This is a genomic window from Brenneria uluponensis (genome assembly GCF_032395385.1).
Taxonomy (GTDB): Bacteria; Pseudomonadota; Gammaproteobacteria; order Enterobacterales; family Enterobacteriaceae; genus Prodigiosinella; species Prodigiosinella aquatilis.
Genome location: NZ_CP135917.1, coordinates 3124046 through 3150652 on the forward strand (window position 1 = coordinate 3124046; position 26607 = coordinate 3150652).

Consider the following 26607-nt stretch of genomic DNA (forward strand, 5'->3'; position numbering starts at 1 on the left):
CGCTACAGGAAAAACAGTCCAAATCTATATAGGCCGATTACCCAGACACATTGTTCAGACAAGCTATCCCATATTCAGTTGGCAGATCATAAAAAAGGAGCCTATTGGCTCCTTTATACTGTTAAGCTTTTGCTGAAGATTTCTGTTGCGGACGCGGTGAACGACGCGGTTGTCCATCCTGCTGGCGCTGACCGGCTCCTGCTGGTCGAGACGTCGCGGGTTTACGCGCCGAACGGGAATGATCGCCCTGCCCGCGCGGTCCCTGGCGATCACCCTGGCTACGCGGTGCGCTGGCACGACTATCACGGCCACCTTGACGGCCATTCTGGATCGGGTCGGCTTTAATCGTCGGGTCCGGCTCATAACCGTCAATCGCTATACGGGGAATTTCACGATTCAACAGCCGCTCAATATCCCGTAGCAACTTGTGCTCATCCACACACACCAGTGACAGTGCTTCACCAGTTGCTTCCGCTCGCCCGGTACGACCAATACGATGGACATAATCTTCCGGCACGTTCGGTAACTCATAGTTCACCACATGGGGTAACTGGTCGATATCCAGCCCACGAGCGGCAATATCCGTGGCAACCAGTACGCGGATGCCTCCGTCTTTGAAATTTGCCAACGCCCGGGTACGAGCACCCTGACTTTTATTACCATGAATGGCCGTGGCGGTAATACCATCTTTATTCAACAACTCGGCCAAATGGTTAGCACCGTGTTTGGTACGGGTAAAAACCAGTACCTGCTGCCAGTTGTGTTTGCCAATCAAATAGGAAAGCAATTCCCGTTTGCGTTTCTTATCAACAAAATGCACATGCTGCGCCACCAGTTCAGATGGCGTATTGCGACGCGCCACTTCCACCGATGCCGGGTTGGTTAACCATTTACTGGCCAGTGTTCTGATTTCATCCGAGAACGTTGCAGAAAACAGCAGGTTCTGACGTTTGGCCGGTAATTTTGCCAGTACGCGGCGTATATCGTGAATAAAGCCCATATCCAGCATCCGGTCGGCTTCATCCAACACCAGGATTTCCACCTGTGACAAATCAACCGCGTTCTGGTGCTCCAGATCCAGCAATCGTCCCGGCGTGGCGATCAGAATATCGACGCCGCCACGCAGCTTCATCATCTGTGGATTAATGCTGACACCACCGAAAACCACCAGTGAACGAAGATGTAGATATTTGCTATACGCCAGAACGTTTTCACCAATCTGTGCTGCCAGTTCACGGGTTGGAGTCAGGATCAGCGCCCGTACCGGACGACGCCCTTTGGGAGCTGGTTTAGTGCTGAGTAATTGCAACAAGGGCAGCGTGAAACCGGCGGTTTTACCCGTGCCGGTCTGTGCGCTGGCCATCAGGTCACGGCCTGCCAGCACAATCGGGATTGCCTGACGCTGTATCGGTGTCGGTTCGCGGTAACCCTGCTCTTCCACAGCACGCAAAATATCAGCGCTCAGGCTGAGAGATTCAAAAGACATAAAGAGAACAACTCCAGATCAACCCTGACCGAGCACAAGCCGGTGTAGTTTCCAGGGTGATATCAAGACGGGGTTAGCGCGGCATGTCATTCCAGCACGCATGCGCGATAATCTCGGTGAATGGGCACAAACTACGGTGCATAACTGCGGGCGATTGTAACAGAAAACCGCCGGTTTCAAGAATTTTTCTATGTAAATCACATTTTCTTTACTCAACCGACTCACAACTATCCATCACGATCTGATTAATATCAATCCATTGGCATAACTTTTACGCGATAGTGACCACCAAATTCTGATAAAGGCGTATACACTAAAAGTATTACCGCTGACAGGTAAACGCTGACTACCTGCGCCATAGTCACCCGTCGTTACTCTCCGACGCAGCCTGATAGCGGCCGATTCTGATTAACAGACTAATCCTTAACAATGGATTGAATTATCAAGGTGATAACGAGGAACCGGGAGAACCATGAACAAAAAAACAGGGATAATGGTAGTTATTGGTCTGGTGTTGATCGTCGTCGTTACTTATGGCGTAACCCTCTATCGCCAGCATCAGGAACAGCCGCTTACGCTCTATGGCAACGTGGACATTCGCACTGTCAATCTGGGATTCCGGGTCGACGGACGGCTGGCAGATCTGAAAGTCGATGAAGGCGACACCATCCAACCAGGGCAACTGCTGGCGCAACTGGACAGCGCTCCCTACCAGAATGCATTGCATGAGGCCGAAGCGGATACTGCCAATGCCCGTGCACAACTGGCGTTATTGCAAGAGGGGTATCGCAGCGAAGAAATAGCGCAGGTGCGTTCTCAGGCCGCGCAGACAAAAGCCGCTTATGATTATGCCAACAGCTTCTATCAACGCCAACTCGAACTATGGAAAAAGCACACCATTTCCGCCGATACGCTGGAAGACGCCAGAGCCTCGAAGGATCAGGACCGGGCTAATCTGCAAGCGGCGTTAGAAAAGCTGAGCCAGTATGAGCGGGGTAACCGACCTCAGGAAATAGCAGCGTCCAAAGCCTCGCTAGCGCAAGCCGAGGCTGCTCAGGCACAGGCGATGCTGAATTTACAGGATACGAAGCTGCATTCGCCTTCCGCCGGAGTCATCCTTACCCGCGCCGCCGAAGCGGGCAGTATGCTCAGCTCAGGCAGCACTGTATTTACGCTGTCGCTGACACGACCGGTCTGGATCCGCGCTTACGTCAGTGAAGTCAATCTCGGCCGTACGGTGCCGGGTCGTGAGGTACTGATTTATACCGACGGCCGGCCAGACAAACCCTATCACGGTAAAGTTGGGTTCGTTTCTCCCAGTGCCGAATTCACGCCAAAGAATGTTGAGACAGAAGATCTGCGCACTGCACTGGTATACCGTTTGCGTATCATCGTGAACGATGCGGACAACGGCTTACGCCAGGGAATGCCGGTAACATTACGTTTTGCACAGGATAGTCAGCATGCCGGAAAATAATTCCACGCGAATCATTTTTGAGGCGCTGGAAAAAAGCTTCCCCGGACAAGAAAAACCGGCATTGGCCCGTCTGACAGCAGAGATCGATAGCGGTGCAGTAACCGGTCTGGTGGGGCCGGATGGTGCCGGAAAAACGACACTGTTGCGCATGTTGGCCGGACTACTAACCCCCAGTTCGGGCACTATGCGGGTCATGGAACTGGATCCGGTGGCAGACGATCGTCAGCTACGCGCCATTTTAGGTTATATGCCGCAAAAATTCGGGTTATATGAAGATTTGACGGTAATAGAAAACCTGACGCTCTATGCCGATTTGCGTGGCATCACTGGCGAGAAGCGGCGTACGACATTTGAACAATTGTTGGCCTTCACCGATCTCACCCACTTTACTAAACGGCTGGCGGGCAAACTCTCTGGTGGTATGAAACAGAAACTGGGGCTGGCCTGTACGCTGTTGGGTCAACCCAATGTGTTACTCCTGGATGAACCCGGCGTGGGTGTTGACCCTATCTCCCGACGTGAGCTGTGGCGGATGGTGCATGAACTCGCTGACGACGGTATGTTGATTTTATGGAGCACCTCATATCTGGACGAAGCCGAACAGTGCCGCGATATTCTGCTGCTTAACGAAGGTGAACTCTTATATCGTGGCCCACCGCAGGATCTCACCCAAAAAATGTCCGGTCGCAGTATATTGGTCAATAGTATGACCGGCAGCCATCGACAGTTACTGCAAAAGGCACTGTGTCAGCCACAGGTCAGTGACGGGGTGATCCAGGGACGCTCTGTCCGGTTGATCCTGAAACCAGACGCCGATCGGGAAGCACTGTTTCAGGCACTGGCGTTATCGCCAGACAGTGTAGAGAACACAGAACCTCGTTTTGAAGATGCGTTTATCGACCTATTGGGCGGTGGCCCGGCCGAAACGTCGTCATTGGCAAAAATCATGCCACAGATTGAGATTCACGCAGACGAAACGGTGATTGAAGCTCAACAACTAACGAAAAAATTTGGTGACTTCACCGCCACCGATCATGTGAACTTTAGCGTAAAACGCGGAGAAATATTCGGCCTGCTTGGCCCTAATGGCGCGGGAAAGTCTACCACATTCAAAATGATGTGCGGACTCCTGGTGCCCACGTCGGGTAAAGCCCTGGTGCTGGATATGGACCTGAAAACCGGTTCTGGCAAGGTGCGTCAGCATCTGGGCTATATGGCGCAAAAATTCTCGCTATACGGCAACCTGACGGTGGAACAGAATCTGCGATTTTTTTCCGGTGTCTATGGTCTGCGCGGCACGCGTCAACAGGAAAAAATGACGGAAATGACCGAAGCCTTCAATTTCCGGCCTATCTACCACCAAACCCCCGACTCATTGCCGCTGGGTTTCAAACAACGGCTGGCGTTAGCCTGCGCCCTGATGCATGAACCCGACATTCTGTTTCTGGATGAACCAACATCCGGTGTCGACCCGATCACCCGCCGGGAGTTTTGGCTGCATATTAACGGTATGGTAGATAAAGGTGTCACGGTGATGGTAACCACCCATTTTATGGATGAGGCTGAATATTGTGATCGTATCGGATTGATTTACCATGGAAAACTGATTGCCAACGGTACACCAGACGACCTCAAACAGCAGGTCGCCAGTGATACGCTTTCCGATCCCACGATGGAGCAGGCGTTTATCGCGTTGGTACAGGAATATGATGAGGAAGCTGAGGAATCGTCCCATGTTTCAACCCCATGATGACACCCGCTTTTCCTGGCGTCGCCTGCGGGCACTGTGCCTGAAGGAAACCCGCCAGATTCTGCGCGATCCCAGCAGTGGATTGATCGCCTTTGTGATTCCGCTAATGCTGCTGTTTATTTTCGGCTATGGTATCAACCTTGATTCCAGCAATCTGCATGTCGGCATCTTAGTGGAACAACAGAGCGACGATGCTCACAGCCTGGTTCGTGCCTTTGCCGGATCGCCATATCTGGAACCCACTATCAGCGATAATCGACCCTATCTGATTTCTCTCATGCAGGCAGGCCGTATCCGCGGATTGATCGTCATTCCCAGCGACTTTGCCGAACAGATGGCCCGACCTCGGGTTAGTGCGCCAATACAGGTGATCACGGATGGCAGCGAGCCTAACACCGCCAATTTCGTACAAGGTTATGCCGAAGGAGTATGGCAAATCTGGCAGCAACAACGTGCCAGCGACCGGGGACAGGAATTCGAATTACCGATTGAGGTACAGACACGCTACTGGTTTAACCCCGCGGCCATCAGCAAACACTTTATTATCCCCGGTGCCATTACCATCATCATGACGGTAATTGGCGCCATCCTGACGTCTTTGGTGATTGCCCGCGAATGGGAGCGAGGCACCATGGAGGCCTTGCTGTCAACGCAGGTAACACGTGCCGAACTTCTGCTGAGCAAACTGTTACCGTACTATGTTCTTGGTATGGCCGTCATGGTGCTGTGCATGGTGGTATCCGTGTTCGTGCTAGGCGTACCATACCGGGGATCTTTGTGGTTACTGTTCGGCATCAGCAGTCTGTTCTTGGCCTGTACTTTAGGGATGGGGCTGTTGATTTCCACCCTCACCCGCAACCAGTTCAATGCCGCGATGGTGGCGCTGAATGCCGCCTTTTTGCCAGCCGTGATGCTCTCAGGATTTGTGTTTGAAATCGACAGTATGCCCGAACTGGTACGAGCCGTGTCCTATATCATACCGGCCCGCTATTTTGTCAGTACGCTACAGACCCTGTTTCTGGCCGGCAATATCGGCAGCGTACTGGTCGTCAACTTGCTATTTCTGATTGCTTCCGCCGTCATTTTTATTGGTCTGACCGCCTGGCAAACCCGGCGCAGGCTGGATTAGGGATCCATTATGTTTTATCGTCTGTGGACACTGATAAGAAAGGAATTACAGTCACTGCTGCGAGAACCACAAACCCGGACCATTTTGATAATGCCGGTGATCATTCAGGTTGTACTGTTCCCATTTGCGGCTACGTTGGATGTGACCAACGCGACCATCGCCATATACAGCGAAGATAACGGCCAGGCATCGATAGAACTGACACAACGGTTTGCCGAAGCCAAGGCATTTTCCCATGTGGTGATGTTACATAGCCCACAGGAAATAGTCCCCACATTGGATAACCAGCGAGCTTTACTGCTGATCCGCTTTCCTCCGCAATTTTCCCGCAATCTGGCCAGCGGCAATAGCACCGCACTCCAGGTAATACTGGATGGCCGACACTCTAACAGCGCCCAAATTGCCGCCAACGATATACAACACATCGTACGGAATTACCAGTTGGAACTGACGAATGACCAAACCCGCCTTAATAACAGCGAGCTGGTCGTTCGTAACTGGTACAATCCCAATCTGAATTACAAATGGTTTGTAGTGCCATCACTTATCGCCATGATCACCACCATTGGCGTGCTGATTGTGACATCCCTTTCCGTGGCCAGAGAACGTGAGCAGGGAACGCTGGAACAGTTACTGGTTTCACCACTCTCCACCTGGCAAATTTTCGTCGGCAAGGCCATACCCGCGCTCATTGTCGCCACGTTTCAAGCCTCGATTGTGCTGGCGGCAGGCATTCTGGCGTATCGCATCCCGTTTGCCGGCTCGTTGCTGCTGTTTTATGCCTCTATGCTGATTTACGGGTTGTCGCTGGTCGGATTCGGCCTGCTGATCTCCTCACTGTGCTCTACTCAACAGCAGGCGTTTATCGGGGTATTTGTCTTTATGATGCCAGCGATACTGCTCTCCGGTTATGTTTCACCGGTGGAAAATATGCCGCAATGGTTGCAAAATATCACCTGGGTTAACCCTATCCGACATTTTACCGACATCACCAAACAGATTTACCTGAAAGATGCCAGCTTTGACATTATCTGGCATAGCCTGTGGCCGTTGCTGGTGATCACCGCCACGACGGGCAGTGTGGCCTACTGGATGTTCCGACGCAAAATTGCATAAAACACAGAACAAATGCAATGCACGGTACGGCATACTGACAACACTGACTTATAGCAGGAACACAACTGATGAAAATGGCGTGGCGCGACGACAACCAGATTGAACTGCTGGTGAACGGTGACGAATTTTACCCCAGTGTGTTTACTGCTATTCGTCAGGCCCGTAGCCGGGTAGTACTGGAAACATTTATCTGGCATGAAGACAATGTAGGATATCAATTGCAGTCCGCCTTGCTCACTGCTGCACAGAATGGCGTCAGTATCGATGTTACGGTGGATGACTACGGTTCCCATGATTTATCCGCCGTGTTTCTTGCCCCCCTGATTAACGCTGGCGTGCGCGTGCGCTTCTACGATCCACAGCCACGCTTCTTTGGCATGAGAACCAATCTGTTTCGTCGCCTACATCGCAAAATCGTGGTTGTTGACGGTGAAATGGCCTACATCGGTGGGATTAATTATTCCGCTGAACAGATGATCGATTATGGTCCAGACGCCAAGCAGGATTATGCAGTGAAAGTCCGAGGTCCGATCGTGGATGACATCTACCGCAACGCGCTCGCGATGCTGTCCGGTAAAAAGGAGCCGCGGCAATGGTGGCGACACCGATTTCGTCGTCCGATTCGCAATAAAAACCCTGGCGATGCACAAGCCCTGTTCGTTTATCGGGATAACGGCGAACACCGTAACGATATTGAAAAACATTATCTGTATATGCTGCGCCAGGCCAAACGTGAAATTATTATTGCCAACGCCTACTTTTTCCCTGGCTACCGGTTACTGCGGGCCATGCGTAGCGCTTCACGGCGCAACGTGAGAGTCAAACTGATCATTCAGGGGCACCCCGACATTCCTATCGTCCGGACAGGCGCACGCCTGCTTTATCGCTATCTGATGGCTGCCGGAGTAGAAATCTATGAGTATCAGCGTCGCCCCTTACACGGCAAAGTGGCTGTTCAGGACGACCATTGGACCACGGTCGGTTCCAGTAACCTCGACCCGTTAAGTCTGGCGCTGAATCTGGAGGCGAATCTGTTCATTCATGATCGCGACTTCAACCAGCAGCTCCGCGACAATCTTCAGCAAATCATCAATGATGATTGCCATCTGATTGATGCCGATCAGTTGCCTAAACGCACTCACTGGCAATTCATCAAAAATGTTGTGGTATTCCATTTTCTGCGCCATTTCCCGGCGATGGTCGGCTGGTTCCCGGCACATGTTCCCCGGTTATCACTGGTTAGATCATCAAAATCAGCCACGTTGGAAGAGATGAAACCAGAGCATGTTGAAACCGACAATAAAGAGATATAATACTGAGTCATACCAAAAAAATGGGGCCAATTGGCCCCATTTTCATCACAATGATTCGGTCATCAGCGGCGGTTGCCAAAAATACGCAACAACATCAGGAACAGGTTGATGAAGTCCAGATACAGCGTCAACGCCCCCACAATGGAGTATTTGCGGAAGCTATCTTTATCATCCTCAGAAAGCTGTTCACCAATGTTTTTCAGTTTCTGAGTGTCATAAGCTGTCAGGCCCACGAACACAATCACACCGATATAGGTCACCGCCCACATCAGCGCTTCACTCTTCAGCCAAAAATTCACTACCGACGCCAGCACAATACCAATCAGCGCCATAAACAGCATACTGCCCATACCGCTCAAATCACGCTTGGTGGTATAACCATACAGGCTCATGGCGCCAAACATGCCCGCCGTAATCAAAAACGTACTGGCGATGGATGCACCGGAATAAAGAACAAAAATACTGGAGATAGTCAGACCGGTCAGCGCGGAATAAAGCATGAACAGGCTGGTGGCCACTGCACCGCTAAGGCGTTGCACCATGCCGGAAATCACAAATACCAGCCCCAGTTGCGCAATGATCAAACCAAAAAAGGTGATCTGACTGGAAAATACCAGATGGAGTACCGCAGGCGTATGTGCTGTATACCAGGCGACAAACGCCGTCAGCAACAGGCCACAGGTCATCCAGCCATACACCTGCGCCATATAGGCTTGTATGCCGGTGCCAACCCGCTGGACAATCGAATCGTTGGAACGTGGATATCGATCCATGATGCTACCTTTACTTTAAGTGAAACACACGGGACTCGATGAGCCCACCTCTTCGTCCATAGCTTAACACAAAATACCACAGCAATAGGTAACCCCAAAGACCTGCTCGCAGAGATAATCTCTGAATTGAGATATCCTCGGCAGACTTACCCACTCTGCCCCGCAATAGATCAGAACGATGAGTGCATGATTGTGGTGCTGGACTACTGACGGTCATTCGCCATAACATATATTTGGCCGGACATCCGCACCTTGCACTGATATCACCAGCGTTCGGCAGCCTGTTTGTCGCTATCGTGAGACTCGATCCAGCGATCACCCTCTGGCGTCGCTTCCCGTTTCCAGAATGGGGCGCGGGTTTTCAAATAGTCCATAATGAACTGAGCGGCATCAAAGGCGGTACTGCGATGCGCGCCGGTCACACCGACAAACACGATTTCATCGCCAGGATAAAGCGCCCCGATACGATGAATGACACTGACGCGTTGTAACGGCCAGCGGGAACGGGCCTCAGCCACGATGTCCGCCAGCGCTTTTTCCGTCATGCCGGGATAATGCTCCAGCGTTAACGCACTGACGTGTTCACCTAAATTGTGGTTACGCACTTTGCCGGTAAAGGTGACCACGGCACCATCTTCGTCACACTGGGCCAGCCAGTTATACTCTTCGCCGACATTAAACCCGGCTTCACCTACATGAATGCGTGTCTGCTCCATCATCAGCCTCCCGTCACTGGCGGGAAAAATGCCACTTCATCCCCATCCTGCAACGGATGGTGCATGTCCACCAGCGACTGATTCACCGCGGTCAGCAGCTTGCCCTCTTCCAGCGCCAGCGCCCAGCGATCCCCTTGCTCACACAATGCCTGGCGCAACACCTCAACCGTGGCATAGTCAGCGGGCAGAGCAAGTTGCCCGGTTCCGGTCAATTCCCGAACCTGCGCAAAAAACAGTACGTTAATCATGCTACGTCCGCCTTAAAATCGCCGGATTTACCCCCACTCTTCGACAACAGCCGTACCGGGCCAATCACCATATCTTTTTGTACCGCCTTGCACATGTCATAGATAGTCAGCGCCGCCACAAATGCCGCCGTCAGCGCTTCCATTTCCACACCGGTCTTACCGGTCAGACGACACACCGATTCAATGCGCACCCGATTGTGCTCGGGTTGAGCTTCCAGCTCCACCGCGACCTTACTCAATAATAGAGGGTGGCATAGCGGAATTAACTCCCAGGTACGTTTTGCCGCCTGAATTCCCGCGATGCGGGCGGTAGCAAACACATCACCTTTGTGATGACGGCCATCGATAATCATGGCCAGCGTCTGCGGCGCCATTTCCACGAATGCCTCGGCGCGGGCTTCCCGTACCGTCTCCACCTTGGCGGAAACATCCACCATGATGGCTTCTCCTGCGGCATTAATGTGAGTCAGTTGTGTCTGCGTCAGTTGTGTCATAGTTACCGCTATTTCTTCAGATGTGGATGAACATTGCAGGGTTTCTGGCGTGCATCGAGCTGCTCCTGAATGATGCGTTCCCAGGCGGTACGACAGGCTTTGGTCGACCCCGGCATGGCAAATATCACTGTACAATTTGCCAGCCCGGCAATCGCCCGCGACTGAATGGTCGCGGTACCGATCTCTTCATACGATGCCATACGGAACAATTCACCAAATCCTTCCATTTCACGATCAAACAAAACGCTGATGGCCTCTGGCACCACATCACCCGGTGTAAACCCGGTTCCACCATTGATCAGAATCACCTGCACGTCATCACTGGCGATCCAGGCAGAAATCTGGGCACGAATCTGGTATAGATTCTCTTTTACTATCGCGCTGGCAATAATCTGATGGCCTGCCTCCTGCGCCACTTCGCGCAGATAATCTCCCGAGGTATCATCAGCCTCAGTGCGATGCGCGGAGATCGTCAGCACCGCAATACGCAACGGGATAAACTCACTGCTGACCTTACTCATAACTGGCTCCTTACAAATCAATGAACGGCAGTATCAACCGCCAATAAAGGACAGATTCTGCGTGATACCGCTATTGCCATCATGCAGGAAATGGGTCTGCTTTTTCATCAGCAACCCACCGGAAATCCGCATCTTCAAATCGTCAAGCTGCCCGTCATCGGCCAGCAGATCGCGTAATGGGATTCCCTGTTCGCCAAACAGGCACAAATGAAGGTTACCGATCGCTGAAACTCGCAGCCGGTTACAACTCTGACAGAAATCTTTTTCATATGGCATGATCAGGCCGATTTCACCTTGATAATCAGGATGACAAAACACCTGTGCCGGGCCATCGCTGCGTTGACGTTCTTGCCGCTGCCAGCCTTGCAATAACAGGCGATCGCGGAGCACTTTGCCAGAAACATGGTGACGGCGAAACAGTTCCCGCCCATCCCCGGTTTCCATCAATTCGATAAACCTCAGTTGTATCGGCCGTGGTTTAATCCAGGCCAGAAACGTATCCAGGCTGCCGTCATTGACATCCCGCATCAATACGGTATTGACCTTGACCTTACTGAATCCGCAGACAAACGCCGCATCAATACCCGCCATGACCTGACGAAACTTGTCCTGCCCGGTAATGGCATGAAACTGACGGGCATCAAGGCTGTCCACGCTGACATTCAGTGCTGTCAGTCCCGCATCACGCCATTGGGCCACATCACGCGTCAGCCGATAACCATTGGTGGTGACCGCTAACGTGTGAATAGCCGGGTTTTCACGAATTGCGGCAATGATGTCGACAAAATCACGGCGCAGTGACGGTTCACCGCCGGTTAAACGCACCTTTTCCGTACCCAGTGCCGCAAAAGCACGGCTGACACGGCAAATTTCGTCTAGCGATAAAAAAGTGTGGGGGTTAAGTCCATGGGATTGATAACCATCAGGCAGACAGTAGGTACAGCGAAAATTGCAAACATCCGTAATCGACAGACGCAGATAGTAAAACTTGCGCGCAAACGCATCAGTCAGTTGACTCACCATAAACACCTTTCCAAATACGGGAGATGCCGGCATTTCTACCCTGCACCCTGGTGACCACAAGAGCCACGGCCAGGGCACCCTATTATGCAAACTCATACATAACGTAGGCACCAAGGCTAGGAGTTTGATCCTATAGCAACTGTCTTGACAGATGTCACCACAGAACCTTGATTACATCGTAAAGTCTATCGCCAAAATCGACAGATAGTCATTGAAAATACGGTATATAGTTGTGTATATAACGGATTTTCTTCACTTTATGTCCTGATAGCATACCGGAAAAAACTGCTCTCGGTTTGTTTCAGGTCATGCTCCACACGACATTTTCCATTTTTGTACTCACGATCATAATCACTCTATGTATGTTAAAAATTCGCACGTTTGGTAACAAATTGGCTAAGGTTATATCAAGGGTTATTCAGCACATCGACTTATGGCAAATAAATAAACAGTCGACTCTGATTCAGATTCAGTCCCCTTTCTGATATATATCATCGCGCCATTTTTTACATAAATTCGATAAGGGTATCTATGAGTAATCGCACGTTGACTGACCTTGATCGCGTGGTGGCTTTAGGTGGTGGACATGGACTGGGACGCGTGATGTCATCGCTCTCCTTTCTGGGTTCCCGGCTAACGGGGATTGTCACCACGACCGATAATGGCGGTTCAACGGGCAGGATTCGTCGTTCCGAGGGCGGCATTGCCTGGGGAGATACCCGTAATTGCCTGAATCAGCTCATCACCACACCTAGCGTGGCTTCCGCCATGTTTGAATACCGCTTTCATGGCAAGGGCGAACTGGCGGGGCATAATTTAGGAAACCTGATGCTTAAAGCACTCGACAACCTGAGTGTGCGCCCACTGGAAGCCATTAATCTGATCCGTAATTTGCTCAACGTAGACGCGTCCCTGATTCCCATGTCCGAACACCCGGCAGATCTGCTGGCGATTGATGCTCAGGGAGATCAGGTGTACGGCGAAGTGGAAATCGATAAACTGTCTGTTTTGCCGCAGGAGTTGATGTTATATCCAGCAGTGTCTGCCACTCCGGAAGCCCTGGAGGCCATCGCCGAAGCCGACTTGATACTGATCGGCCCTGGCAGTTTTCTGACCAGCCTAATGCCGCTGCTATTGCTGGACGATTTAACCTGGGCGCTACGCCAAACCCAAGCCCCCATGGTCTATATCGGTAATCTGAGCAGAGAGCTCAATCAGCCCGCCGCGAACCTGACGCTATTGCAAAAGCTGTCGATTATTGAAACCAAAGTAGGACGCAGAATTGTTGACGCTGTTGTGGTCAGCCCACAGGTGGATGTCAGTCTGATAACGGGACGAGTTATCATTCAACAGCCTCTGGAAGCTACCGATATGCCACATCATCATGACCGGCAACTGCTGCGCAAAGCGCTGGAACGAGTGTTACCGTTACTGGAAGTTTGCACATTCAGCGCCGACGAGTTGTCAGCGATAGTAAGATAATCAGGACACTGCGATAAATTGTTCCCGTAATGCATGAACCTGATCACGCAATTGTGCCGCCTCCTCAAATTCCAGGTTTTGCGCATGCATCATCATCTTACTCTCCAGTTCGTGAATTTTATGCTCCAGCGCTTTCGGCGTCAGTAGCTGATACTCGGCTACCGGTTCAGCCGCTTTCCTGCTGCGACCTTTACCTCTACCGTGGGCAGACTGACCAATCTGCAATATATCGCCAACTTTCTTATTAAGGCCCTGAGGTGTAATGCCATGTTTTTCATTATATTCCCGCTGTTTTTCGCGGCGGCGTTGCGTTTCACTAATCGCCCTCTCCATCGACGGCGTGATTTTATCCGCGTAAAGAATGGCTCGCCCCTTAAGATTACGGGCAGCACGGCCAATGGTCTGAATCAGTGACCGCTCGGAGCGCAGGAAACCCTCCTTATCGGCATCCAGGATTGCCACCAGAGATACTTCCGGAATATCCAGTCCTTCCCGCAACAGGTTAATCCCCACTAGCACATCAAACTCACCCAATCGCAGATCCCGGATGATTTCCACCCGTTCAACCGTGTCGATATCAGAGTGAAGATAGCGCACCCGTTCGCCATGCTCTTCCAGATACTCGGTCAAATCCTCCGCCATGCGTTTGGTCAGTGTGGTGACCAGCACCCGCTCATTAATGACGGCGCGTTTACGGATTTCCGACAACAGGTCATCCACCTGCGTCGTTACTGGTCGGATTTCAATTTCCGGATCCAACAAACCGGTAGGACGCACGACTTGATCGATCACCTCACCACCGGATTTTTCCAGCTCGTACTTACCTGGCGTCGCCGAAACGTAGATGGTTTGCGGCGCCAGCGACTCAAACTCCTCAAACCGCATCGGCCGGTTATCCAACGCCGACGGCAGACGAAAACCGTACTCCACCAGTGTCTCTTTACGCGCCCGATCGCCACGGTACATTCCCCCCAGTTGCGGAATGGTTACGTGTGATTCGTCAATGACCAACAAACCATCGGCTGGCAGATAGTCAAATAAGGTAGGAGGCGGCTCGCCCGGACCGCGACCAGAGAGGAAGCGTGAGTAGTTTTCAATCCCTGAGCAATAACCCAGTTCATTCATCATCTCCAGATCAAATTGGGTTCGCTGGCTCAGACGTTGCTCTTCTACCAATTTATTGTTGTCCAGCAACACCTTACGACGGTCAACCAGCTCAACCTTTATATCTTCCATCGCTTGCAGAATGCGTTCGCGCGGCGTCACATAATGTGTCTTGGGATAAATGGTGTAGCGTGGCACATTTTGCATGATCTGCCCGGTGAGTGAATCAAACAGCGACAACCGCTCCACTTCTTCATCAAATAGTTCGATGCGCAGCGCGACTTCATCCGATTCAGCCGGAAAAATATCGATAACATCGCCCCGGACACGAAACGTGCCGCGCTGAAAAACCTGATCATTACGGGCGTACTGCAATTCGGACAACCGACGCAAAATGGCTCGCTGGTCAATCAGCATGCCTTGAGTCAGATGCAGCATCATTTTCAGATAAAGATCTGGATCACCCAGACCATAAATGGCTGATACCGATGCCACCACTACAACATCGCGCCGTTCCAGCAACGCTTTGGTGGCGGATAACCGCATCTGCTCAATATGTTCGTTGACCGAAGCGTCTTTCTCAATGAAGGTATCCGAACTCGGAACATAGGCTTCGGGTTGATAGTAATCATAATAAGAAACGAAATATTCCACGGCGTTGTCCGGGAAAAACGATTTCATTTCACTATAAAGCTGGGCCGCCAACGTCTTGTTCGGCGCCAGCACCATCGTCGGGCGGTTGAGATCCGCAACCACGTTGGCAATAGTGAACGTCTTACCGGACCCCGTTACCCCCAACAAGGTCTGATGCGCCAACCCATCCTCCAGCCCTTCCTCCAACCGGCGAATAGCCTCAGGTTGATCGCCTGCGGGTTGAAAATCCGAATACAGTTTAAATACTTTGCTCATAGCCGGGGATACCTGATGAAAAAACGACAGAACTAGGACGACGATAACAGACACTCTGCATTATGAAAATCCGCCATCGATGTTACCACTCACATAATACTGAATATATACCCAGTACAGGAAGACGACAACCGAGTGAATCTCCCGCGGCTTGTGGTAGCCTTGTGCTGACCATGGTTGCTGTTTTGTCCGCACCCGACACTATTTTCTATTTTCCCCTCTGCTTTTGCCTGATTACACCAGCGATATAAAGTCACTTTCAATATCCCCATTCATTTGCGCAACTGAGGTAACATTCACGTTATACGTGGCAACATTTTGGTCAATGCGGCGGGACTTTTCGTTCCGATGAAATACATTTCATATCGTGTCCCCATCACTATATTAACGTTCTTGATAAGGGTGAAATGTATTCTGACTCTTATGACAGTAACCATCAAGATACATAAAGAAGTGATCGTGACTATATTGAGAATCATCATTACAACATATTTAAGTTATGACAGATATATTGATAAATAAATTCCCCGATAACGTATCAGGGAATATCAGAGTTCATCATTAAAATAAACAACGCCAGAAAATATTATTTTGGAGTCGCTAAAATCACATTAGATGCTTTAATTAAAGCAATCACTTCACTTCCTTTCGCAATCGCCATTTCATCCATGCTTTCATTAGTGATATTAGATGTCAGTTTTAATCCATTAGCAGTTTCGATATGCACTGTAGAATTCACCGCACCTTTAATCACATGTTTCACTGTCCCTGCAAACTGGTTACGCGCTGAAAAATTCAACCCACAATCTACCGATGCCAAAATAACCCAAGGCGCTTTGATCAAAGCGATCGCCGTTTTACCCGGAGCTAAGCCCAAAGAGTCACAACTCGCCTTGGTAATCACGGTTGCCAGTTGCTCCCCGCCATCCAGCGTCAGTATGACCTCATTATTAATCGCCCCAGGAATAACACCTGAAACAATACCTGTTAATTGATTTCTTGCAGAAACTGACATAGTTACTCCTTTTCATTTGTCTATTAAATGACACATGTCTAGCTCAATCCATATGGCGGTTACTACAATACCCCACACTTTATAGTGTAATACCTCACTATGACGCGCAACACAATGCTTCCAACACAACTCAATAAAATAGTGGCTGGAACACCTATAATAAAGCGTTCATCAGCCCGGCAGAACGCGGAGATCACGGTGGCTTATCGCCGCATTGATAATACGGTAAGAGTCAAGGAAGTTGTCACCCCTGATTAATGTAAGCGGCCTGTTTTGCCCGCTCTGGATTCAGGGTAACGGCACCTGCGGTTGCCTGTTTCTCATCTTGCCTGACCACCGCTCCGGGTGCGCCTGTCTTGCTATCCTCCGGTACACTTCATCACGCGACTTCAGCAGGGCTCAATCTTCTCCACGGTGCCGCTACCAGGTGACCCAAAACCTTACGGTGCAGACCAATATTAATAACCTGTTCGATAAAACCTATGATGAAAACCTGAATGGTTCCGTGGTGTACGGCGAACCGCGTAATTTCAGTGTGTCAGCAAATTACCGGTTTTAAGCATAACGGCAACAAGCACATTCCCGCCAGCAGGCCTGATTGCGGCGGGATACGGGTTTAACTTGCTTCCCGACACTGTAGCGGTACCGGGTGAATTCCCCTCTTGTAGCTGCGCATCAGCCCCGGGTAGCCCCTTGCAGCAAAATTTTTCGTACTGTGCGGACTGGTAAAAATCAACTGCTGCATGTTTTTATGTATTCAGGCAGATTCACGCTCAACCAGGTGGAAACCGATATCAATAATCGACTCCTCGCAGTGCTGTTGTTCAATACGGTTGGCCAGCAGGGAAGCTGCCCGCTGCCCAATAGCGCGCCGGTCCACACTGATGGTGGTAATCGCGGGCCGGTTGCTGGCTGCAAAATCCAGGTCGCCAAACCCCATAACGGCCAAATCCTGAGGCACCCGCATACCCCGGCTTTCAGCCTCCATGATTGCGCCTTGTGCCAAAGTATCTGAACTGCACACAATGACATCAAATGTTCCGTCGCCAAGCAATTGCGACAACCCGGAACGCCCCAGAGCCAGTGATGCCGGAAGTGCTACATCCACCTGGGGGATTGCTTTGCCGATATGGCCGGTAAGTACGTCGCACAGACCTTGCTTACGCTGGGCTGCACGGCTGTCTGATGTCCACAGTAACCCGGGGCGACAATACCCTTTACGTAGCAGATATTGCCCGGTTGCCTGCCCGACACGTTCATGAGAAAACCCCACCAGCATATCCAGCGGGGTTGGCGTTAAATCCCAAATTTCCACCACCGGAACGGCGGCATTAAGAATCACTTTTTTGAGTTCGGTTGTATGGTGAATACCCGTGATAACCACACCATCAGGGCGGCGGGAAAGCAACGTGGCAACCAGCTCGGCTTCAGTTTGTTCTGTATACCCTGCCACGCACAGCAACATATGGTAGCCCCGCAGTGCAAGCTCATCACTCAGTGCCTGGATGGTATCCACGAACATATTGTTGTTAATTTGAGGCACCACAACCGCCACCAGTTTACTGCGCCGCGATGCCAGCCCCCCGGCCATGGCATTAGGGATGTAACCCGTGGCACGAACCGCAAGCATTACTTTCTCAACTGTTTTTGGGCGCACCAACTGTGGGCTATTCAACGCCCTGCTTACCGTCATAGGCGACAACCCGGCATTGCGTGCAACATCTTCCAGCGTAGGGGCGCGTGGATGTTTGGTACTATTCACCGTTGATTCCCTGAAATCCGTTGATTTATCTGCACATTATTCATCATGCCTCTGGTCATTGCCAGCACCCCAACGTTCAGGCCATAAAAACAACAGCCCGGCATCTCCCCATCCATTAAAATGTTAACGCAACCATTTAGATATCCACAGACAATGCTAATAGTTGAAAATGTGATCTTTTTAAAAAAACTGCCAAAATATCGCCTTTATTTGTGATCTATTGTTCAAATTTACGTCTCATCGCTGGATAACCCGGTTCATTGAAAATAAAAATGTTAGCGCAATCATTTTAGTTAATCAGGAGAGAACGATGTCTTTAAGTGCAAATTCTGAATCTGTTACCTATGCAAAAGTGGCAAATGGAAAAACCGCCGCTGAAACCGGAGACCGGATTGAGTGGGTAAAACTGTCACTGGCATTTCTGCCGCTGGCAACACCTGTCAGCGACGCCAAAGTACTGACTGGCCGGCAAAAACCTTTAACTGAAGTCGCCATTATCATTGCTGAAATCCGCAGCCGTGACGGGTTTGAAGGCGTGGGTTTCAGTTATTCCAAACGGGCCGGAGGCCAGGGTATTTACGCGCATGCTAAAGAAATTGCCGATAACCTGCTCGGCGAAGATCCCAATGACATCGAAAAAATCTACACCAAATTATTATGGGCGGGGGCGTCGGTTGGGCGCAGCGGTATGGCTGTTCAGGCTATCTCCCCTATCGACATTGCTTTGTGGGATATGAAGGCCAAACGCGCTGATTTACCCCTGGCAAAATTACTGGGTTCCCATCGGGATTCTGTGCAGTGTTACAACACTTCAGGCGGCTTCCTGCACACCCCACTGGAACAAGTGCTGAAAAATGTTGTTATCTCTCGTGAGAATGGAATTGGAGGAATTAAGTTAAAAGTAGGCCAGCCCAACTGTGCCGAGGACCTGCGCCGCTTAACAGCAGTACGTGAAGCGCTGGGCGATGATTTCCCATTAATGGTTGATGCCAACCAGCAGTGGGACAGGGAAACGGCTATCCGCATGGGGCGCAAAATGGAGCAATTTAACCTGATATGGATTGAAGAGCCGCTGGATGCCTACGACGTGGAAGGCCATGCACAACTTGCCGCCGCCCTCGATACGCCCATAGCAACAGGCGAAATGCTCACCAGCTTCCGTGAGCATGAACAACTGATCCTCGGTAATGCCAGTGACTTTGTTCAGCCCGATGCTCCACGTGTCGGTGGGATATCGCCATTCCTGAAAATTATGGAACTGGCGGCAAAACATGGTCGTAAACTCGCGCCACACTTCGCCATGGAGGTTCACCTGCATCTGGCCGCAGCCTACCCACTTGATCCCTGGCTGGAGCATTTCGAGTGGCTGAATCCATTATTCAACGAACAGCTTGAATTGCGTGACGGGCGTATGTGGATTTCTGACAGGCACGGCCTGGGCTTCACACTCAGCGAACAGGCTCGCCGCTGGACGCAACTCAGTTGCGAATTCGGCAAACGCCCCTGATAACCCGAGGCGGGTAATGCCCGCCCTCTATCCCTACAGAGATCATTCTGCCCTTACCTGCGGAGTCGATAAATGAGCACAATAATAAAGCGCACTAAAGTGCGCTACAGCATTCTGATATTTCTGTTTCTCGCTACGGTATTTAATTATGCAGACCGCGCAACATTATCGGTCGTAGCCCCTATCATGGGAAAAGAATTGGCCTTTGATCCCGAAGCATTGGGCCTGGCCTTTTCCTCATTCGGCATTGCCTATGTCATTATGCAGTTACCGGGTGGCTGGTTACTCGACCGCTATGGTTCACGGCTGGTTTATGGCTGCGCACTGATTATCTGGTCACTGGTAACGATGCTACAGGGTACGGTTTATCTGTATACCAGCCCATTAATTGTTTTAGTTATTCTGCGTCTCTTGATGGGCGCGATTGAAGCACCCGCTTTTCCGGCAAATAGCCGTTTAAGTGTTCAGTGGTTTCCTAATAATGAACGCGGGTTTGTAACTTCAGTTTACCAGACCGCGCAATATATCTCGTTAGGGATTTTCACCCCACTAATGACCATTATTCTGCATAATTTAAGCTGGCATTTTGTCTTTTATTATATTGGCGCAACCGGCGTTATTCTTGGAGCACTCTGGCTGATTAAGGTAAAAGACCCGCTGAAGCACCCAAAAGTCAATCAACATGAAATTGACTATATCCGTGAAGGTGGCGGAGAACCCGCTTTGGGTAGCCAAAAAGAGACGCAGAAAATCACCCTGGCACAAATCAAAGGTGTCTGCCTGAACCGGATGATGGTTGGCGTATATATCGGCCAGTTCTGCCTCACTTCAATTACCTGGTTCTTCCTGACATGGTTTCCAACTTATCTGTATCAGGCAAAGGGGATGTCTATTCTTAAAGTGGGTTTTGTTGCCAGTATTCCTGCGATATGCGGATTTATCGGTGGCCTGCTGGGTGGCGTTTTTTCTGACTGGTTGCTCAAACGTGGCTACAATCTGACAATTGCACGTAAACTCCCGGTCATCTGCGGAATGCTGCTCTCCTGCGTGATAGTGATTGCCAATTACACGTCTTCAGAATTTGTGGTGATTGCCGCCATGAGCCTGGCTTTTTTCGCCAAAGGGTTTGGTAACCTGGGCTGGTGTGTACTGAGCGACACTTCGCCCAAAGAGGTTCTGGGCGTTGCAGGTGGCGTATTCAATATGTGTGGTAATATGGCAAGCATCATCACGCCACTGGTGATTGGTATCATCCTTGCCAATACACAGTCATTCAATTACGCCATTTTATATGTGGGTTCAATGGGGTTGATTGGGACGGTTTCTTACCTGTTTGTCGTCGGGCCGCTGAACCGGATTACCCTGGCCCCCACTACCGCCTGATTGCTCAGTGGTCACCACTTTACTCGCGCTGTTTCGGAAATAGCCGGAACGGCGTGAGTAAGATAGCCCAAAGTGCGTGCTTCAGTTTGCAGGGATGCTTACACAAAGAGTGGCGATATTGCTTTAAGCGCCTCTTTATAGTCCTGGTCGTTACGAATAGGTTTAACGTTGTTAGCGCCAGTGATATAAGACGGTAATTCACCATTAGTATTGTCCGCTCCACCCTACATGTTGTTTCCTTTAGGTTCTCACACCAGAAAGGACATCAACATGCTGAGCAGAGAGGACTTTTACATGATAAAGCAAATGCGCCAGCAGGGTGCGTACATTGTCGATATTGCGACTCAGGTGGGTTGCTCTGAACGAACTGTCAGACGCTACCTCAAATACCCTGAACCGCCAGCCAGAAAGACTCGCCACAAAATGGTTAAGCTGAAACCGTTTATGGACTACATCGACATGCGCCTGGCCGAGAATGTCTGGAATAGCGAGGTCATCCTCGCGGAAATTAAGGCAATGGGCTATACCGGCGGGCGTTCCATGCTGCGTTACTACATCCAGCCCAAACGTAAAATGCGCCCATCAAAAAGAACGGTTCGCTTCGAAACCCAGCCGGGATATCAGCTCCAGCACGACTGGGGCGAAGTCGAGCTGGAGGTTGCCGGGCTACGGTGTAAAGTTAACTTCGCGGTTAATACGCTGGGGTTCTCCCGACGCTTCCATGTCTTCGCCGCGCCAAAGCAGGATGCTGAACACACCTATGAGTCGCTGGTTCGCGCCTTCCGCTACTTCGATGGCAGTGTGAAAACTGTGCTGGTTGATAACCAGAAGGCAGCGGTGCTGAAAAATAACAACGGAAAAGTGGTGTTCAACTCCGGGTTCCTCTTGCTGGCCGATCACTATGACTTCCTGCCACGGGCCTGCCGCCCACGCAGGGCCAGAACCAAAGGAAAAGTAGAGCGGATGGTGAAGTATCTCAAGGAGAACTTCTTCGTCCGGTACCGCACGTTCGACAGCTTCGCTCATGTTAACCAGCAACTGGAGCAGTGGATGGCGGATGTTGCTGATAAACGGGAGCTTCGCCAGTTCAAAGAAACACCGGAACAGCGCTTCGCGCTGGAACAGGAGCATCTGCAGCCGTTGCCGGATACAGACTTCGATACCAGCTACTTCGACATCCGCCATGTGTCCTGGGACAGTTATATCGAGGTTGGCGGCAATCGTTACAGTGTTCCTGAAACCTTGTGTGGACAGCCGGTCTCAATACGGATCTCACTGGATGATGAGTTGCGGATCTACAGCAATGAGCAACAGGTGGCGTCACACCGACTCTGTTCAGCATCGTCTGGCTGGCAGACTGTGCCGGAACACCACGCCCCGCTCTGGCAGCAGGTCAGCATGGTAGAACATCGCCCACTGAGTGCTTATGAGGAGTTGCTGTGATGCATGAACTTGAAGCGCTGCTGAGTCGCCTGAAAATGGAGCACCTGAGCTATCACGTTGAAAGCCTGCTGGAGCAGGCGGCTAAAAAAGAGCTGAACTACCGGGAGTTCCTGTGCATGGCGCTGCAGCAGGAGTGGAACGGCAGACATCAGCGCGGCATGGAGTCCCGACTGAAGCAGGCGCGTCTGCCATGGGTCAAAACGCTGGAGCAGTTCGACTTCACCTTCCAGCCGGGCATCGATCGTAAGGTTGTCCGGGAGCTGGCCGGTCTGGCGTTCGTGGAGCGCTGCGAGAATGTGATCCTGCTGGGTCCTCCAGGTGTCGGGAAAACCCATCTGGCCGTTGCTCTCGGCGTGAAAGCGGCGGATGCAGGGCATCGGGTACTGTTCATGCCACTGGACAGACTGATCGCGACGCTGATGAAAGCGAAACTGGAAAACCGGCTGGAGCGCCAGTTACAGCAACTGAGTTATGTCCGGGTGCTGATCCTGGATGAAATAGGCTATCTGCCAATGACCAGAGAGGAAGCCGGCCTGTTCTTCCGGCTACTGAACCGTCGATATGAAAAAGCGAGCATCATCCTGACGTCAAATAAAGGCTTCGCAGACTGGGGAGAGATGTTCGGAGATAACGTGCTGGCTACGGCGATCCTGGATCGGCTGCTGCATCACTCAACCACGCTGAATATCAAAGGAGAAAGCTACCGGTTAAAGGAGAAACGCAAAGCTGGAGTGCTGGCCAAAAACGCCACGCCAATCAGTGACGATGAAATGGCGGAAAGCGGACAGCATCAGTAAAGAAAGCATCTAGCGGGCATGAAAATGGCAAATAACGGTCAAAGATCGTGGCGTTGACAACGTTCATCATTTCACTCCGGTTCTGACCCTGCCCCACAATCCTGATCCATTCAGAAACAGAATTCCGGCATGATAACGCCCACTAAAACGTAAGCGCCCTTAAATCGGCATCTTTTTTTCAGTGATTAACTGCGCCACACTGCCGCTGTCTACCATAAATGCAGGGCGCAATCATGACATCTCAACAGCGGGCCGAGCATTGGCGCGAACAGATCACCACCTGGCAAGCATCCGGTCTTTCTGGCCAGGTTTTCTGCCAGCAACAGCAGCTGACATACCACCAGTTTGTTTACTGGCGGCAAAAATATTGTACCGATAACCCGACTCAAGCGCGGGCCCCAGGGTTTGCCAAAGTCACCGCCGACATCACCCACGTCGACACCCCAACCGAGCTGACACTCTCATTGCCCAATGGCCTGGTGATCACCGGTCTTAATGACCGCAATGTTTCCCTGCTGGGCGCTATTCTCAGGCAACTCTGATGCGTAACCGTGACTTACGCCCGGCGCTGGCGATGCCACAGATTTTTCTTTATCGCGCACCCATCGATTTCCGCAAGCAGGTCAACGGGCTGGCGGCGCTGATAGAACAGGAATTGGGACACGATCCTTTTACCGGGGCGCTGTATGCTTTTACTAACCGCCAGCGCAATAAAATCAAATGTCTGATGTGGGAAGACAATGGTTTTGTCCTTTATTACAAGGCGCTGGCAGAGGAGAAGTTCAAATGGCCCAGTCTGGCCGATGACCTGTTACCCCTGACCGGGGAGCAGATTAACTGGCTGCTTGATGGTTACGATATCAGTCTACTCAATGGGCATAAAAAACTGCATTATGATGGCGTTAATTAGTCGAAACAGGAAGCATCAGGTGGCTGTTTTTGTTATAATTTAACCATGAAAACGCCCACTTTCCCGCCAGCCGAAAACCCAGACAACCGCAGTTTATCTGCGGTTGAATTGCTGGCGCAGGTCGAGGAACTTCAGCAACAGCTTCAACATCGCGAATGTTATATCGCCCTACTCGAAGAACTGCTCCGCCTCAAAAAAGCCCAACAGTTTGCCGCCAGCAGTGAGCGGCATACTGACCAGATTGCCTTGTTCGATGAAGCCGAACTGGACGTGGCAATGGAGTCCTTGTTGGCTCAACTGCCGGATGACGTATCGCCGCCCCCACCGCCGTCTGGCACCCAAAAACGCCAACGCGGTTTCTCCGCCAACCTGCTGCGTGAACGTGTGGAGTTGTGCCTGTCCGACGAAGAAAAAGCCGGCGCCCGCGCCACCTTCTTCAGCAAGGTTAAAGAAGAGCTGGCGTTTATTCCCGCCCAATTAAAAGTCATCGAATACTGGCAGGAAAAAGCGGTGTTTGACCGCGATGGCGAGGAGTTTATCGTGGCGGCCCGCCGCCCGGTCCATCCGCTGGGCAAATGTTTTGCCACCACCGCCTTGCTGGCCTATATCATCGTGGCCAAATATGCCGATGGGCTGCCGCTGTACCGTTTGGAAAACATGCTTGCCCGCAGTGGCCACCCGGTAAGCCGCACCAATATGGCCCACTGGATCATCCGGCTGGACAAGGTATTTACCCCGCTGCTGGCCCGGCTGCGTGACGTACAAAACAGCAGCCGTTACCTGTAAATGGATGAAACCCGCATCCAGGTACTGAAAGAAGAAGGCAAAACCGCCCAATCGGACAAATGGATGTGGGTGATACGCGGTGGCCCCCCCGATAAACCCTCAGTGCTGTTTGAGTATGATCCGAGCCGCGCCGGTAGTGTTCCCGTGCGCCTGTTGGCGGGATTCACGGGTATTTTGCAAACCGATGGTTATGCCGGTTATGACGCGGTGTGCCGTGAAAACAATCTCGTGCGTACCGGCTGCTGGGATCATGCCCGGCGCAAATATATTGAAGCGGGCAAAGCGGTCCCCAAGGGCGCAAAATCTGCCAAAGGCAAACCCACTAAAGCGGATGTGGCGCTGGGCTACATCGGTAAACTGTATGGCATTGAACGGAGCCTGCAGGGGCGCAGTGCAACGGATAAATATCAGGCTCGCCAGCAACATAGTCTGCCGTTGCTCAATACCTTTAAACTATGGCTGGAGCAGAATGTTGGCAAGATGATGAAGGGATCGCTGACCCGTCAAGCCATGGACTACACGCTCAACCACTGGGCAGAATTGATAGGTTATTGCGATCATGGGCAGGTGAACATCAGCAATGCGTTGGCGGAAAATGCCATCCGCCCGTTTGCGGTCGGTCGCAAGGCATGGCTATTTGCCGACAGTTCGCAGGGCGCCAGCGCCAGTGCCGGGTGTTATTCCTTGATCGAAACGGCGAAGGCCAATCAGTTAGAGCCGACGGCGTATATCCAGTATGTGCTGGATCACATCGGCGAGGCGGATACGCAAGAAAAACTCGACGCGTTATTGCCCTGGAATGTGGACCTGGTCCCCTTTTTAAAAAATGTGTCGCAGTATGGATAGGGGGAGTACGTCGATTTAACGGCGCTTACACTAAAACGGAGATAGTGCCGATGAAGAAGTCACGATTCACTGAAGAGCAGATCGTTTTTGCCCTGAAACAGGCGATTTCGGGGCATATGACAATTAGCCAGACAGCATGGTACGGATCGTAAAATACCGATCGCACCGGTCGTTGGCGGTCAGAATAAAGACTCAAAATAATTGCATATTCACCAAATGCGCAAAAATCATATTAGGAATAATAGTAGGAAAGGGACCTTCAGACGCAAAAAAACCACCTTGCGGTGGTATAGAATTATTTTATAACTTATTATTTTTATTAAATTAAATCAATGGTGCCCAGGGCGGGACTTGAACCCGCACAGCGCGTACGCCGAGGGATTTTAAATCCCTTGTGTCTACCGATTCCACCACCTGGGCCGAAAATTTGGAGGCGCGTCCCGGAGTCGAACCGAGGTAGGCGGATTTGCAATCCGCTGCATGGCCACTCTGCCAACGCGCCTTACCTTAAAATCTTTGCAGCTACTATAGGATAAAATTGGAGCGGGAAACGAGACTCGAACTCGCGACCCCGACCTTGGCAAGGTCGTGCTCTACCAACTGAGCTATTCCCGCAA

Annotated in this window: 22 protein-coding genes, 3 tRNA genes, 2 pseudogenes and 1 riboswitch; of the genes and pseudogenes, 14 read left to right on the top strand and 13 right to left on the bottom strand. The window is 51.2% G+C overall.

Annotated features, from left to right (window positions below; all coding sequences use genetic code 11):
* Window positions 1-121: 121 nt before the first annotated feature.
* Window positions 122-1486, bottom strand: coding sequence for an ATP-dependent RNA helicase RhlE (gene rhlE / locus RS889_RS14640; RefSeq protein ID WP_315707798.1), 1365 nt, complete (start codon window positions 1484-1486; stop codon window positions 122-124).
* Window positions 1487-1958: 472 nt separating this feature from the next.
* On the opposite strand from rhlE, the gene hlyD reads away from it, so the two are divergent.
* The 5 genes from hlyD to clsB all read left to right on the top strand — a co-directional run bounded on the left by hlyD (window position 1959) and on the right by clsB (window position 8271).
* Window positions 1959-2963, top strand: coding sequence for a secretion protein HlyD (gene hlyD / locus RS889_RS14645; protein WP_315707799.1), 1005 nt, complete (start codon window positions 1959-1961; stop codon window positions 2961-2963).
* Window positions 2950-4713: an ATP-binding cassette domain-containing protein gene (locus RS889_RS14650; protein ID WP_021015420.1), complete on the top strand. Its 1764-nt coding sequence runs from the start codon at window positions 2950-2952 to the stop codon at window positions 4711-4713. The genes hlyD and RS889_RS14650 overlap by 14 nt, the downstream gene beginning before the upstream one ends.
* Window positions 4670-5842: an ABC transporter permease gene (locus RS889_RS14655; protein ID WP_315707800.1), complete on the top strand. Its 1173-nt coding sequence runs from the start codon at window positions 4670-4672 to the stop codon at window positions 5840-5842. The genes RS889_RS14650 and RS889_RS14655 overlap by 44 nt, the downstream gene beginning before the upstream one ends.
* 9 nt (window positions 5843-5851) lie before the next feature.
* Complete coding sequence (locus tag RS889_RS14660; protein ID WP_315707801.1) at window positions 5852-6958, top strand: ABC transporter permease; 1107 nt, start codon at window positions 5852-5854, stop codon at window positions 6956-6958.
* 68 nt (window positions 6959-7026) lie between these two features.
* Entirely contained in the window at window positions 7027-8271 is a 1245-nt protein-coding gene (clsB, locus tag RS889_RS14665) for a cardiolipin synthase ClsB (RefSeq protein WP_315707802.1), read from the top strand.
* Between the two features lie 62 nt (window positions 8272-8333).
* On the opposite strand, the gene RS889_RS14670 is transcribed toward clsB, so the two are convergent.
* The 6 genes from RS889_RS14670 to moaA all read right to left on the bottom strand — a co-directional run bounded on the left by RS889_RS14670 (window position 8334) and on the right by moaA (window position 12046).
* Window positions 8334-9044 (bottom strand): Bax inhibitor-1/YccA family protein, encoded by a 711-nt coding sequence (locus tag RS889_RS14670; RefSeq protein ID WP_315707803.1) that lies wholly within the window; start codon window positions 9042-9044, stop codon window positions 8334-8336.
* A gap of 263 nt (window positions 9045-9307) precedes the next feature.
* Complete coding sequence (gene moaE, locus RS889_RS14675) at window positions 9308-9760, bottom strand: molybdopterin synthase catalytic subunit MoaE (RefSeq protein WP_315711066.1); 453 nt, start codon at window positions 9758-9760, stop codon at window positions 9308-9310.
* 2 nt (window positions 9761-9762) lie between these two features.
* Window positions 9763-10008, bottom strand: a complete 246-nt coding sequence (moaD, locus tag RS889_RS14680; protein WP_021015414.1) for a molybdopterin synthase sulfur carrier subunit — start codon at window positions 10006-10008, stop codon at window positions 9763-9765.
* Complete coding sequence (gene moaC / locus RS889_RS14685; RefSeq protein WP_315707804.1) at window positions 10005-10502, bottom strand: cyclic pyranopterin monophosphate synthase MoaC; 498 nt, start codon at window positions 10500-10502, stop codon at window positions 10005-10007. The genes moaD and moaC overlap by 4 nt, the downstream gene beginning before the upstream one ends.
* Before the next feature lie 8 nt (window positions 10503-10510).
* Window positions 10511-11023, bottom strand: a complete 513-nt coding sequence (moaB, locus tag RS889_RS14690; RefSeq protein ID WP_315707805.1) for a molybdenum cofactor biosynthesis protein B — start codon at window positions 11021-11023, stop codon at window positions 10511-10513.
* A 33-nt stretch (window positions 11024-11056) separates the two neighbouring features.
* A complete protein-coding gene (moaA, locus tag RS889_RS14695) occupies window positions 11057-12046 on the bottom strand; it encodes a GTP 3',8-cyclase MoaA (protein WP_315707806.1) in 990 nt (329 codons plus the stop codon).
* Window positions 12034-12181, bottom strand: a riboswitch (molybdenum cofactor riboswitch). (Overlaps the previous gene by 13 nt.)
* Before the next feature lie 396 nt (window positions 12182-12577).
* Here moaA and yvcK point away from each other — a divergent pair.
* Window positions 12578-13528: a uridine diphosphate-N-acetylglucosamine-binding protein YvcK gene (yvcK, locus tag RS889_RS14700; protein WP_315707807.1), complete on the top strand. Its 951-nt coding sequence runs from the start codon at window positions 12578-12580 to the stop codon at window positions 13526-13528.
* On the opposite strand, the gene uvrB is transcribed toward yvcK, so the two are convergent.
* Together uvrB and RS889_RS14710 are read right to left on the bottom strand one after the other, a co-directional pair.
* Window positions 13529-15541 (bottom strand): excinuclease ABC subunit UvrB, encoded by a 2013-nt coding sequence (gene uvrB / locus RS889_RS14705; RefSeq protein ID WP_021015409.1) that lies wholly within the window; start codon window positions 15539-15541, stop codon window positions 13529-13531.
* A 586-nt stretch (window positions 15542-16127) separates the two neighbouring features.
* Complete coding sequence (locus RS889_RS14710; RefSeq protein ID WP_315707808.1) at window positions 16128-16556, bottom strand: TOBE domain-containing protein; 429 nt, start codon at window positions 16554-16556, stop codon at window positions 16128-16130.
* A gap of 418 nt (window positions 16557-16974) precedes the next feature.
* On the opposite strand from RS889_RS14710, the pseudogene RS889_RS14715 reads away from it, so the two are divergent.
* Window positions 16975-17115, top strand: a pseudogene (locus tag RS889_RS14715) (TonB-dependent siderophore receptor); the annotation flags it as partial.
* 198 nt (window positions 17116-17313) lie between these two features.
* Here RS889_RS14715 and RS889_RS14720 read toward each other — a convergent pair.
* Window positions 17314-18318 carry a LacI family DNA-binding transcriptional regulator gene (locus tag RS889_RS14720; protein WP_315707809.1) on the bottom strand — a complete coding sequence of 335 codons (1005 nt, stop codon included), beginning with the start codon at window positions 18316-18318 and terminating at the stop codon, window positions 17314-17316.
* Between the two features lie 310 nt (window positions 18319-18628).
* Between RS889_RS14720 and RS889_RS14725 the strand changes: the two genes are divergently transcribed.
* The 7 genes and pseudogenes from RS889_RS14725 to tnpC all read left to right on the top strand — a co-directional run bounded on the left by RS889_RS14725 (window position 18629) and on the right by tnpC (window position 25990).
* Window positions 18629-19825, top strand: a complete 1197-nt coding sequence (locus tag RS889_RS14725) for an L-talarate/galactarate dehydratase (protein ID WP_315707810.1) — start codon at window positions 18629-18631, stop codon at window positions 19823-19825.
* A 72-nt stretch (window positions 19826-19897) separates the two neighbouring features.
* Window positions 19898-21208 (top strand): MFS transporter, encoded by a 1311-nt coding sequence (locus RS889_RS14730; RefSeq protein ID WP_315707811.1) that lies wholly within the window; start codon window positions 19898-19900, stop codon window positions 21206-21208.
* Between the two features lie 270 nt (window positions 21209-21478).
* A complete protein-coding gene (istA, locus tag RS889_RS14735) occupies window positions 21479-22651 on the top strand; it encodes an IS21 family transposase (RefSeq protein WP_315707433.1) in 1173 nt (390 codons plus the stop codon).
* On the top strand, window positions 22651-23448 hold the full coding sequence (gene istB / locus RS889_RS14740; RefSeq protein WP_315707812.1) for an IS21-like element helper ATPase IstB: 798 nt from the start codon (window positions 22651-22653) through the stop codon (window positions 23446-23448). The genes istA and istB overlap by 1 nt, the downstream gene beginning before the upstream one ends.
* Before the next feature lie 233 nt (window positions 23449-23681).
* Window positions 23682-23990, top strand: coding sequence for an IS66 family insertion sequence element accessory protein TnpA (tnpA, locus tag RS889_RS14745; protein WP_315707813.1), 309 nt, complete (start codon window positions 23682-23684; stop codon window positions 23988-23990).
* The gene (gene tnpB, locus RS889_RS14750; RefSeq protein WP_290180505.1) at window positions 23990-24358 is read left to right on the top strand and encodes an IS66 family insertion sequence element accessory protein TnpB; all 369 of its coding nucleotides are present in this window, start codon (window positions 23990-23992) and stop codon (window positions 24356-24358) included. Before tnpA ends, tnpB begins: the two co-directional genes overlap by 1 nt.
* A gap of 45 nt (window positions 24359-24403) precedes the next feature.
* Window positions 24404-25990 (top strand): annotated as a pseudogene (gene tnpC / locus RS889_RS14755) (IS66 family transposase).
* A 333-nt stretch (window positions 25991-26323) separates the two neighbouring features.
* On the opposite strand, the gene RS889_RS14760 reads toward tnpC, so the two are convergent.
* From RS889_RS14760 to RS889_RS14770, 3 genes are all read right to left on the bottom strand, one after another.
* Window positions 26324-26410 (bottom strand) — tRNA-Leu (locus RS889_RS14760).
* 8 nt (window positions 26411-26418) lie between these two features.
* Window positions 26419-26492: transfer RNA gene (locus tag RS889_RS14765), tRNA-Cys, on the bottom strand.
* Window positions 26493-26529: 37 nt separating this feature from the next.
* Window positions 26530-26605: transfer RNA gene (locus tag RS889_RS14770), tRNA-Gly, on the bottom strand.
* Window positions 26606-26607: the final 2 nt, after the last annotated feature.